This is a genomic window from Romboutsia sp. (assembly GCF_056995035.1).
Genome location: NZ_JBXKIW010000068.1, coordinates 1 through 12,184, shown reverse-complemented (window position 1 = coordinate 12,184; position 12,184 = coordinate 1). Strand labels below are relative to the sequence as shown.

At 30.5% G+C, this 12,184-nt stretch carries 9 protein-coding genes, 1 other RNA gene and 1 pseudogene; all 11 read right to left on the bottom strand.

Annotated features, from left to right (window positions below; all coding sequences use genetic code 11):
- Nucleotides 1–1,511 (bottom strand): NB-ARC domain-containing protein (locus AC11VW_RS10450; RefSeq protein ID WP_484301356.1); only part of this gene is annotated, 1,511 nt, incomplete at its 3' end.
- A gap of 253 nt (nucleotides 1,512–1,764) precedes the next feature.
- Nucleotides 1,765–2,110: a transfer-messenger RNA gene (ssrA, locus tag AC11VW_RS10445) on the bottom strand.
- 146 nt (nucleotides 2,111–2,256) lie between these two features.
- On the bottom strand, nucleotides 2,257–2,712 hold the full coding sequence (gene smpB, locus AC11VW_RS10440; RefSeq protein ID WP_484301355.1) for an SsrA-binding protein SmpB: 456 nt from the start codon (nucleotides 2,710–2,712) through the stop codon (nucleotides 2,257–2,259).
- 163 nt (nucleotides 2,713–2,875) lie between these two features.
- A complete protein-coding gene (gene rnr, locus AC11VW_RS10435; RefSeq protein ID WP_484301354.1) occupies nucleotides 2,876–5,041 on the bottom strand; it encodes a ribonuclease R in 2,166 nt (721 codons plus the stop codon).
- Between the two features lie 352 nt (nucleotides 5,042–5,393).
- Nucleotides 5,394–5,705 carry a helix-turn-helix domain-containing protein gene (locus tag AC11VW_RS10430; RefSeq protein ID WP_484301353.1) on the bottom strand — a complete coding sequence of 104 codons (312 nt, stop codon included), beginning with the start codon at nucleotides 5,703–5,705 and terminating at the stop codon, nucleotides 5,394–5,396.
- Between the two features lie 326 nt (nucleotides 5,706–6,031).
- Nucleotides 6,032–6,259: a preprotein translocase subunit SecG gene (gene secG, locus AC11VW_RS10425; RefSeq protein WP_484301352.1), complete on the bottom strand. Its 228-nt coding sequence runs from the start codon at nucleotides 6,257–6,259 to the stop codon at nucleotides 6,032–6,034.
- A 232-nt stretch (nucleotides 6,260–6,491) separates the two neighbouring features.
- Entirely contained in the window at nucleotides 6,492–7,784 is a 1,293-nt protein-coding gene (gene eno, locus AC11VW_RS10420; RefSeq protein WP_484301351.1) for a phosphopyruvate hydratase, read from the bottom strand.
- Nucleotides 7,785–7,939: 155 nt separating this feature from the next.
- Nucleotides 7,940–9,472: a 2,3-bisphosphoglycerate-independent phosphoglycerate mutase gene (gpmI, locus tag AC11VW_RS10415; RefSeq protein ID WP_484301350.1), complete on the bottom strand. Its 1,533-nt coding sequence runs from the start codon at nucleotides 9,470–9,472 to the stop codon at nucleotides 7,940–7,942.
- A 13-nt stretch (nucleotides 9,473–9,485) separates the two neighbouring features.
- Entirely contained in the window at nucleotides 9,486–10,229 is a 744-nt protein-coding gene (tpiA, locus tag AC11VW_RS10410) for a triose-phosphate isomerase (protein ID WP_484301349.1), read from the bottom strand.
- A 168-nt stretch (nucleotides 10,230–10,397) separates the two neighbouring features.
- Nucleotides 10,398–11,597, bottom strand: coding sequence for a phosphoglycerate kinase (locus AC11VW_RS10405; protein ID WP_484301348.1), 1,200 nt, complete (start codon nucleotides 11,595–11,597; stop codon nucleotides 10,398–10,400).
- Nucleotides 11,598–11,824: 227 nt separating this feature from the next.
- A pseudogene (locus AC11VW_RS10400) lies at nucleotides 11,825–12,184 on the bottom strand (type I glyceraldehyde-3-phosphate dehydrogenase); the annotation flags it as partial.

Here is a 12,184-nt window from a genome sequence, read left to right as displayed (position 1 = left end):
GAGTATGCTGTATTTATTTCTCTATTTTCTTTGTTCAACTTTTGCTCCGGTATAATTAATGATAGCAGTACTAAATCACTTATTGAGTCTTCAAATATAACTTCATCTATATTACAAATATATTTTATTATTCCTTTTGGTACTGAATCTTCAAAGAAGCTTAATGTACATAGTATAAGTTTAGCTTCCTCAGTAAGACCTTTATATATTTGCTCAAAACAGAACATAGATATATCACTAGTACTCTCGTTTATATTGTCTATTATATTATTTATATCTTTTCCAATAGCCACATGACCTAATACCCATTTTATAGCTAATGGATAGCAATATACCTTATTTACATATTTTTTGATTGTATCATTATCTAGTGACCTCAATCCCCTAATATTTTTATCTTCTGATATTCTTCTGAAAAGATGAATTGCTTCTTTTTCTTTTAACTCCTTTAACTCATATCTTCGTTCTACTTGACCTAGTCCTTTTCTACTGGTTATAAGTATAGTAGTATTTCTATGTGAGTCTAATATAAAGTTTATTATTCTTTCATCAGTTATAGTTTCTAAATTATCAATCACTATTAATACTTTTTCACAACAATCGAATAAAGTATTTATATCATCTTCTTTCTCATCTATACTTTGATATTCACTAATATCAAATTCCATAACATTGAGTATTGTATCTAGTAACTCTTCATAGTTCTTTAAAGTCGGTTCTATATCTTCTATACCTAAATATGTAAGTCTATTTTCTTTAGCACTTACCCAAATTACACTATCATACTTTATCAAGTCTCTATCTAGTACTTCTTTTACTATACTAACAGCTAATGCCGATTTACCTACACCGCCAGCACCAGATATAGTGACTACTCTATGTGTCCCATTTTGTAACATTTTTATTATTTTACTTTTATCTTCTTCTCTACCTACAAACCCACCCTCATATTCATAGTCTGCTATAGGTAGATTATTCAGTATTTTTACATCTTCTTTCATATCATGTACAAATTCAACTGGTGTTTTTATGATTAACTCTTCTGGATTTCTTTCTATAGAATCTATAAGTTCAATATATTTCTTATATTCGAACTTCATATTAATTGCTATTTTTTTACTTTCCTCAATTAAAGCTGTTAAGTCTAATTTAGAAAAATATCCTCTTATATGAGCTATCTTACATCTTAGTTCATATAAACTCTCCATTAAATATATGAAGTCTTTTTGTGCTAATCTTTCCTTGTCAAAAAATATACTGTAATTGTTTTTGTATACTATGATTTCCTTTAAATGTATAAATTCTATACTTTCAAGCATTTCACTTAAATCTAATATTTCTTGATTTCTTTTTTGAGATGAATCCAATACTCCTTTAGGTATACATTCTGTGTAGTCCCCAAAGTTCATGTTAATTATCGTCTTGCAATACTCTCTTAAAGATTTTTCAAATCTAGATATAATAGTATATCCATAGTCTCTAAATTCAAATTTATCTTGTGTTAAACTCATTCTATTCCCCCCCTTGTTGTAAATACACTAATTACTATTATATCAAAATATATCTTTTATTCCAAATATATACAATTTAATATGTTAAATAAAAAAACATATCTTTTTTAGATATGTTTTATTTTATATTTTTTGTTTTATTTATCAAAACCATGCTACGTTACTTCTGATACGGTTCATCATTATTTATTCTAATAATTAAAACAAAAAAAGGTATTGATTTTTTAATCAATACCTTTTTCGTGGATTTCAATGGTGGAGACGAGGGGAGTCGAACCCCTGTCCGCAAGTCCTTTCCGTGTTGCATCTACGTGTGTATCCACTATACTAGTTTCTCGTCTAACACATCGCCTAGTGGCGGGCTATGTGGTCGACCAGTCCCAATTATTCCACTTTAGGTCGAGACACCCCCAAAGTAGTTCCCTGCATAATGACGTTCAGTCCTAACCGGCAGGAGGGCTAGGAGGAACGAGCAGAACTAAGCTGCTAGTGCGTAATTATCGTTTGCGTTTGTTTTAAGTCCCCAGTTTTTACGTGACCCAGAGTAACACGACACGCAGCCCCAAGTTCCAAACCCACGTCGAAACCTTTACGCCCCCGTGGTAGTTTATAGTCTTAGTGACTTTGTAATTCGCAAACTTATTTGTTTCACCATTTATATTCAGTTGTTATATATAATATAATACTTTTGAAAGCAAAAATCAATGTAATTAACTAGATTAAAAAGAATATTTTACTATCTGTATTAATATTTACCTCTAATTTCTCTTTCCATATTTCTTTGAGCATCTTTTGTAGCTAAATCTTGACGCTTATCATATAATTTCTTTCCTTTTGCTAAAGCTAATTGAACCTTAACTTTACCATTTTTAAGATAAACACTTAAAGGAATTAATGAGTAACCTTTTATAGTTGTTAGTCCTATAAGTTTTCTTATTTCATGCTTATGAAGTAATAATTTTCTAGTTCTTAAAGGGTCTACATTAAATATATTTCCTTGCTCGTATGGGCTTATATGAACTTGTTTTAAAAATACTTCACTATTGTCTACAGATGCATATCCATCACTTAGATTTAGTTTCCCTTGTCTTATTGATTTTACTTCTGTACCTTTTAATTCAATTCCACATTCATAAGTTTCTTCTATAAAATACTCATGTCTTGCTCTTTTATTTGAAGCTAATAATTTTGTTCCTACCACACGATTCACCTTCTTAAATTAAAATTTCTTCACAAACATTTAATTTTATTTATTAGTAAAAATATACCATATTTGTATTATCTAGTCAAGGTCAACAAATCCTTAATATGCACTACTAAATTAATTATTATATGGGGTCGCGTTTCACAACCCCACGTAATATTTATTCTTGTTCAATCTTTTCTTCTTCTTGATCATCTTCTATTTTGTAAAGGATTTCAAAATCTATCTCTCTTAAATCAATATTTACATTTTCAACTTTGATTCTAACAGGATCACCTATTTTATAAGTTTTCTTAGTTCTTTCTCCCATTATAGTATATGTCATATCGTCATAAATATAATAGTCATCTCTCATATTAGCAAGTCTTGTTAAACCTTCAACAGTATTAGGTAATTCAATGAACATACCAAATGATGTTACACTAGATACTATACCATCGAACTCTTCACCAATCTTATCATACATGTACATAGCTTTGTAGAAATCTTTAACATCTCTTTCTGCAAGTTCTGCTGCTCTTTCTCTTTCTGATGATTGTGTAGATGCGTAGTCAACTATGGCTACAAGTTGCTCTTGTCTCTTTGCATTTATCTTGTTATTTAAGTTTTCTTTTATAATTCTATGAATTTGTAAGTCAGGATATCTTCTTATTGGAGAAGTAAAGTGACTGTAATATTGTGCTGATAAACCAAAATGTCCAGTACATTGTGGTGAATATTTAGCCTGCTTTAAAGAACGAAGCATTATAGTACTTATAGCTGCTTCTTCTCTTTTTCCTTTTATTTGTTCAATTATTGCTTGTAATGCATTTGGATGTACTTGCTCTAAATCACCTTTTACAGTGTATCCAAATGTAGATATAAACTTACTAAAATCTTGCATCTTTTCTGCTGATGGGGTCTCATGTATTCTATAAACGAAAGGTAGATTTAGCCAGAAGTAATGTTCTGCTATTGTTTCATTACTTATAAGCATGAACTCTTCTATCATTTTGTTTGATATTCTTCTTTCGTAATGTTTAATATCTGCAACTTCTCCATCTTTATTTAATATTATTTTAGCTTCTGGGAAATCAAAGTCTAATGCACCTCTTTTAGTTCTTCTTCCCATCAGTATTCTAGCTAAAACTTCTGCAGTCTTGAAATCATCTACTAAGCTAGAGAATGTAGCTTTTAATTTTTCATCATCTTTTTCTAATATATCTGATACTTCTGTATAAGTCATTCTAGCTTTTGAATTTATTATAGTTTCTTTTATGTCATATTTTTTAACATTACCTTTACGGTCTATTTCCATAAATATTGATAATGTAAGTTTATCTTCGAATGGATTTAAACTACATACTCCATTAGAAAGCTTTTTAGGTAACATTGGTATTACTGTATCAACTAAGTAAACTGATGTTGCTCTTTTTAAAGCTTCTTTATCTAATTTACTTTTTTCACCTACATAATGAGTAACATCTGCTATATGTACTCCTAATTTAAAGTTGCCATCAGGTAATACTTCTATAGATATAGCATCATCTAAATCTTTTGCATCATCACCATCTATAGTGAATGTTTTCATATTTCTTATATCTAATCTTCTATCTATCTCTTCTTGTGGTATGTCTACAGGGATGCTTTCTGCTTCGTCTAGTACTTTTTTAGGGAATTCTACAGGTAATCCATGCTCTTTTATTATAGAAGATATTTCTACTCCTCTTTCCCCTTTTTGCCCTAATATTTCTATTACCTTACCTTCTGCTTTTTTATCTTCTTGTGGCCATACCGTTATTTCACAAACAACTTTATCATTTTCTCTTGCACCACTAAAGAATTTTTTAGGTATATATATATCTTTATTGAATTTTTTATTATCAGGAATAACAAATCCAAAATTCTTATTTGGTTGGAATACTCCAACTATTTGTGTTACTTCTCTTTCAATAATTTGTACTATTTTACCTTCTGCTCTTCTATCATCGGTTGCAGGTGTCACTATTTCTGCCATAACTCTATCGTTATGCATAGCTCCATTTATCTCACTAGATGGTATGAATAAATCTTGAGTATATTCTTCATCAGATTCTACAAATCCAAACCCTTTTCTATGAGATACAAATTTACCTACAAATTGACCCATTGCTTTAGGTGTTATTATTTTACCTTTTTTAGTTTTACATATATGTCCATCTTTTTCTAACTCTTCTAAGAAGTTATAAAACATTGGCATTTCAGATGCATGTATATCAAATATTAATGCTAATTCTTCTTTTTTTAAAGGGTTATATGCGTCTTCTCTTACTAATCCTAATAGACGTTCTTTAAGTCCTGGTAACATTGATTATCCTCCTGTATTTTATATTTTATATCTATATAAATTCTGAAACTATTAAATTTTCTTATATTTCATATTATGATTACTTCATAATTGATATTAATTTATTATTACTTTAATATATAAAAAATATGATTTATTTTAAGTATAGTTTTTTCTTTAACTTAGATATTTATTCACTTATTACTTAGTTTCATTTAGTTTCTTAACATATTTAGACTTGCTTATGGTGTTACTGTATTCTTATTATACACCATTGCCATACTTTGGTAAATTAAAGTTGTATACACTATTTATTCCCTTACAGTAAAAAAATAGACATGGCTCAACCCATATCTATTTTCAAGATTTATATTTAATCATATAATCCATTTAGCACTCTACTTACAGTAGCTTTGCTCCAACTTGTTCTCTTTGAAATTTCACTATAACTTAATCCACATAATCTTAAATCTTTTATACATTGTATATCTATGTCTGTTATTTGTTTTTCTTTAGGTTTTAGAGTATTTTTACTATTTTTCAATTTTACTATGTCTGCTTTTAATGTATCAATTTCTATCTGCTTTTTCTGTAGTTTTTTTTCATATGCATCTCTCATTTGATTAAATTCTAATATGTAGTTTTTTTTCCAATCATCTTCGTACTTAATTTTAAACATCGCCATAATTTTATACTCCTTGTTTCCGTAGTATTGTAACAATCATAACAATTTACTTCTCTATTTGTTGTTTAAAATCCTTGTAAGTTTAATCTAAAAAAATCTATTAAATTTTTCTATATTTCAACACTTTCAAGTATTAATTCTCAGCATTTGTATTAAAATAAGTAATTTCTGTTAATAATTTTTATATTTATATCGTATTTTGATGTTAAAAACTTTTCATATATAAAAAACAACTACGCATAAACGTAGTTGTCTCTTTAAAAATCAAATTTAATTTTTAAATCATCTCTTAAACATCTTATTAAATAACGGCCAATTATTTAATATTACTTAAGTAAAAGCATTGCTAGTGCGTTTAAGAAAAATAATACTGCAGATATTTTTGTTACTCTTGCAAGGAAAGCTTCTTTCCCTTTTGGCTTGAAGTAACTTTGGTTACCTTCTCCACCAAACTGTGACGGAAGTGCACTCTTCGTATCTTGTGGCATTATGCTTCCTATAAGTACTACAGCTAATACTACTTGTACACCCATTAATATCATTCCTATATCCATGTGTTATCCTCCTATCAGTTACATATTCTTCATCTTGGTTACTCTTTAATATATCATATAAAACTAGTGTATTCAAGCTATACAGCCTAATTTGCCTCATATATAATATTTTTATCATTATATAAATATATCATTCCCTGTATATTATAAATATTCCATTTTAATACAAAATAAGGATCTTAGATATTTCTAAGACCCTTAAGTTTATATTAATTTAATTTTTAAGATTAAATTATTTCTTTAAGTTATAGAAAGAGTTTAATCCACAGTATCTAGCAGATTCTCCAACCATTTCTTCTATTCTTAATAACTGGTTATATTTAGCAACTCTATCAGTTCTTGATGGAGCACCAGTCTTTATTTGACCAGCGTTTACAGCTACAGCTAAATCAGCTATAGTAGTATCTTCTGTTTCTCCTGATCTATGAGATATAACTGCAGTGTATCCAGCTCTCTTAGCCATTTCTATAGCATCTAAAGTCTCAGTTATTGTACCTATTTGATTAACTTTAACTAGTATAGAGTTAGCTACTCCACTTTCTATTCCTCTTTCTAATCTTTCAGTGTTAGTAACGAATAAATCATCTCCAACTAATTGTATTTTCTTTCCTAATTTATCAGTTAATAATTTCCATCCATCCCAATCTTCTTCATCTAATCCATCTTCTATAGTTATTATTGGGAAGTTTTCTACCCACTCAGCGTAGAAGTCAACCATTTCAGCTGCAGTTAATTCTTTTCCTTCTCCAGCTAAAACATATTTTTGAGTTTCTTTGTTGTACATTTCTGTAGCAGCAACGTCTAATCCTAACATTATATCTTTTCCTGGCTCATATCCAGCTTTAGATATAGCATCTACTATTAATTCTAAGGCAGCTCTGTTTGATGATAAGTTTGGAGCGAATCCACCTTCGTCACCTACACCGCAAGCTAATCCATTTTCAGCTAATACATTCTTTAAAGAGTGGAATACTTCTGCACCCATTCTTAATGCTTCTTTGAAAGTTGGAGCTCCTACTGGTAATATCATGAATTCTTGTACATCCACGTTGTTATCAGCATGCTCTCCTCCGTTTATTATGTTCATCATTGGAACTGGTAATTGCTTAGCATTTACTCCACCTATGTATTGGAATAATGGTAATCCTAGTTCTTCAGCAGCAGCTCTAGCTACAGCCATAGAAACACCTAATATAGCATTAGCTCCTAATTTACTTTTGTTTGGAGTTCCATCTAATTCTATCATTAAACCATCTATAGTAGGTTGATCAAAAGGATCCATTCCTTCTAATTCTGGAGCTATTATTTCATTTACGTTAGTAACAGCTGTTTCTACACCTTTTCCTAAGTATCTTCCTTTGTTCCCATCTCTTAATTCAACTGCTTCGAAAGCTCCTGTTGATGCTCCTGATGGTACTATAGCTCTTCCTATTGATCCACTTTCTAATACAACTTCAACCTCTACTGTTGGATTTCCTCTTGAATCTAAAACTTCTCTTGCGTATACTAATTCGATAACTGACATATTATATATCTCCTCTCGGTTTTTAGTAGTTGATTTAAATCAACTTAATTTTTTGTTTAATTCGATAGTTATTACTAATAAAAACTTAGTAATTATATAAAAAAGCTTTGATGGGTAAATTTATAATTTTTATATAATTTTAAAATTTTTTATTTTTATTTTTTTATTATTAAAGACTCCCCAGTCATTTGTCCTGGTTTATCTAAATTCATCATTGATAACACTGTAGGTGCTATATCACTTAATCTACCGTCTTCTTTTAACTTAGCAGATTTTAATTCTTCACTTACAACTATAAATGGCACTGGGTTTATTGAGTGTGCTGTTATAGTTGTTTTAGTTTCTGGATCTTGCATAAGTTCTGCATTTCCGTGGTCAGCAGTTATTAACGCTTGTCCACCTTTAGAAAGTAATTTTTCAACAACTCTCCCTACACATTCATCTACAGTTTCAACAGCCGTAATAGCTGCTTTAACTATTCCTGTATGACCTACCATATCAGGATTAGCATAGTTTAATACGATAAAGTCATATTTGTCTTCATCTATTTCTGTTAATAATTTATTTGTTAATTCATCCGCACTCATCTCTGGTTGTAAGTCATAAGTTGCAACCCTTGGAGACGGAACTAATAATCTATCTTCGTTTATATTAGGTTCTTCTACTCCGCCATTAAAGAAGAATGTAACATGCGCATACTTTTCAGTTTCCGCAGCTCTTAATTGAGTTTTTCCATTCTTAGCTAAGTATTCTCCTAATGTATTTTCAAGACTTTGAGGTCCGAAAGCTACATGTACATTCTTTATAGTTATATCATATGTAGTTAAACATACAAAGAATGTTTTCATACAAGGTCTTTCGAATCCAACAAATTCATCACATACTAAAGCTCTAGTTATTTCTCTAGCTCTATCTGGTCTAAAGTTACCAAATACGATAGAATCATCTTCTTTTATAAGTCCTACTGGTTGATCACTCTCAACTATAACTGTAGGCATTACAAATTCATCATTCTTATCTTCATTGTAAGCGTTTTGAACAGCTTCATGAGCTGAAGTTGCAGTGCTTCCTTTACCTTGAATCATTGCATCATATGCAAGTTGTACTCTTTCCCATCTCTTGTCTCTATCCATAGCGTAGTATCTACCAGAAACTGAAGCAAATTTACCTACTCCAAGTTCTTTCATGTAGCTTTCTACATCTTCTATATATCCTAGAGCACTTCTTGGTGCTGTATCTCTTCCATCTGTGAAAGCATGAACAAATACATTTTGTACACCGTTTTCTTTAGCCATTTTTATAAGAGCTTTTAAATGGTCTATGTGAGAGTGAACTCCACCATCAGATAATAATCCCATTAAGTGAAGAGAGTGGTCCTTTGCATTTTCCATAGCTTTTAATAAAACTTCATTTGTAAAGAAATCTCCATCATTTATAGACTTACTAACTCTAGTTAAATCTTGATATACAATTCTTCCTGCCCCGATGTTTGTATGTCCTACTTCTGAGTTGCCCATTTGTCCATCTGGAAGACCTACATCTAATCCACTAGCTTGTATTAACATATGAGGATATTCTTTTACCATTTTATCTAAATTAGGAGTTTTGGCAGCAATAACAGCATTTCCTTGTGTTATTTTACTTTCACCATATCCATCCATTATTATTAATGCGATTGGTTTCTTCATGTTTTGTGTCTCCTTAGAAATTAACAAGCTCTGTGTAATCATTAGCAGCTAAACTAGCTCCACCAACTAAAGCTCCATCTATATCACTTTGGTTCATTATCTCCGCTACATTTGCAGGCTTAACGCTTCCACCGTATTGAATTCTAACTTCGTTAGCTAATTCCCCGTAAAGTCCAGCTACAACTTCTCTTATATATTTTATTACATCATTAGCATCTTCACTAGTTGCAGTTTTTCCAGTTCCTATAGCCCATATTGGTTCATAAGCTATTACAACTTTAGATATATCGTCTACAGATACATTTTCTAAAGCTTTTTCTACTTGAACTTTACAAACTGATTTAGTTTCTGCTGCTTCTCTTTCTTCTAAAGTTTCTCCACAACATAATATTGGATCTATTCCTACTTCTAAAGCTTTTAAAACTTTTTTATTTACAGTTTCATTAGTCTCGTTGAAGTATTGTCTTCTTTCTGAATGTCCTATTACAACATAGTCCATTTCTATTTCTTTTAACATAAGAGGTGATATTTCCCCAGTGAATGCTCCATTTTCTTCAAAGTGCATGTTTTGAGCACCTATCTTTATGTTAGTCCCTTTTGTTGCTTCTTTTAAATCCTTTAATAATGTAAAAGGTGCACATATTACAGCCTCTACTTTATCATTATTTACTTTATTTTTAACTTCATTCACAAATTCTAATGCTTCAGCTATAGTTTTGTGCATTTTCCAGTTTCCTGCTATTATAGGTTTTCTCATATTTTTATTCCTCCCACTTAAGTTAAATCTCTGAGAAATCTGAGTATCAGATTTCTCATGATTCAATAATTTTTATATAAGGTGTTTTACTTTTAGTAAAACTAAACTGTGGTCATATTTATATATTAATGTGTGGCATATTGAAATGCCTTACTATTATTTTCGAATTTATTTATTATCTAAAGCTACTATGCCTGGTAATTCTTTACCTTCTAAGAATTCTAAAGATGCCCCACCACCAGTTGATACGTGAGTCATTTTATCTCCAAATCCTAATTGGTTAACAGCTGCAGCTGAATCTCCGCCACCTATTACAGTAGTAGCATCAGTTAATGCTGCCATAGCTTTAGCAACAGCTAATGTTCCACTTGCGAAGTTTTCGAATTCGAATACTCCCATTGGTCCATTCCATACTATTGTTTTAGATTTATTTACTGTGTTTACATATTCTTCAGTAGCCTTAGGTCCTATATCTAGTCCCATATGACCTGCTGGTATATTAGCATCTTCAGTTATAACTGGTGCTACGTCTGCAAACTTATCAGCAACAGCATTGTCTACTGGTAATAATAACTTAACACCTTTAGCTTCTGCTTTGTCCATCATTTCTTTTGCGTATTCTACTTTATCTTCTTCAACTAATGAAGTTCCTATTTCATATCCTTGAGCTTTTAGGAATGTGTAAGCCATACCTCCACCTATTATTAGGTTATCTACTTTTTCTAATAATTGCTCTATAACAGCTATCTTATCAGATACTTTAGCTCCTCCCAATATTGCAGTGAAAGGTCTTACTGGAGCTGCAACTGTTTCTCCTAAGAACTTTAATTCTTTTTGTATTAAGTATCCACAAACTCTTTCTTCTAAGAATTCACCAGCACCTACTGTTGAACAGTGAGCTCTATGAGCAGTACCGAATGCATCATTTACGAATATTTCAGCTAATGAAGCTAACTCTTTAGAGAAGTTTTCTTCATTTTTAGTTTCTTCTTTTCTATATCTAGTGTTTTGTAATAATACTATATCACCATTTTCCATTTTTTCTACAGCTGTCTTTGCATTTTCTCCTACAACGTTATCATCTGCAGCAAATACTACTTCTTTGTTTAACATTTGTGATAATCTTTCAGCAACTGGTGCTAAAGATAACTCTGGTTTAGCTTCTCCTTTTGGTTTTCCTAAGTGAGAACATAATATAACTTTTGCTCCATTTTCTATTAAGTATTTTATAGTTGGTAAAGCCCCGTTTAATCTGTTTTCATCAGTTATCACACCATCTTTTAATGGTACATTGAAATCACATCTTACTAAAACTTTTTTTCCACATACATTTATATCTTCTATTGTTTTTTTATTAAGCATTGACATATTTATCTCTCCTTTTCAAAATAAAGCTAACCCATTGTTGATCATATTGATTTTTTATAACACACAATTTAGTATATCACACATTGTTTTAGTATGTCACATACCGTTTAAGTATATCACATATAGTTTTAGTATATCACATATTTCTTTATAATTTTACCTAAATATTACTCTTAAAAAAGTCCTAAGCTTGTAGTTTTTAACTACAAGCTCGGACTTATATTAAATTACTTAGCTAAACCAGCAAAGTATCCTAATGTTCTTATTAATTGAGCAGTATAAGACATTTCATTATCGTACCAAGAAACAACTTTAACTAATTGTTGTCCGTTTACTTCCATAACTTTTGTTTGAGTTGCATCGAATAATGATCCAAAATCTATCCCTATTATGTCAGAAGATACTAATTCTTCTTCAGTGTATCCGAAAGATTCAGTTGAAGCAGCTTTCATTGCAGTATTTATTTCTTCTACTGTAACGTTCTTTCCTAATGTACAAACTAATTCAGTTAATGAACCAGTTATAACTGGAACTCTTTGAGCTCCTCCGTCTAATTTACCTTTTAATTCAGGTATAACTAAACCTAT